Raw genomic sequence first — 292 nt, 5'->3', positions numbered from 1 at the left:
TCCTGCTTTTTCTTTACGCGACGAGCCTGTTTTTGCTGGAACATTCCGCCTTTGATAAGCACAGCAAACAAGTAGGTTAAAGATTCGGGCATTTCAGCCACAGTAGATTTCCTATCGATTTGCTCTAGCTGAGATAAGTAGTGATCAGCCCTAACAAAATAGGAATAAAAATCACTTTCAGACTCAGGCTGCCGGTGTGCAATGCCTATTTGTCCATCTGCGCCATACTCATGCACCCTTAAACGCTTATCGCTTTCTGAGTGCCACCAATCATCAATGGATTGGATAGCCG

General features: G+C 44.5%; 1 protein-coding gene. It reads right to left on the bottom strand.

Annotated features, from left to right (window positions below):
- Positions 1–292: type I-F CRISPR-associated protein Cas7f/Csy3 (locus J3L11_RS19115; RefSeq protein WP_207572014.1), on the bottom strand; the 292-nt coding region annotated here is incomplete at both ends.

The sequence above is a fragment of the Shewanella sp. 4t3-1-2LB genome (assembly GCF_017368415.1).
Taxonomy (GTDB): domain Bacteria; phylum Pseudomonadota; class Gammaproteobacteria; order Enterobacterales; family Shewanellaceae; genus Shewanella; species Shewanella fodinae.
Note: the sequence above shows the minus strand (reverse complement) of the source record. Positions and strands in the feature narration are given on the sequence as shown.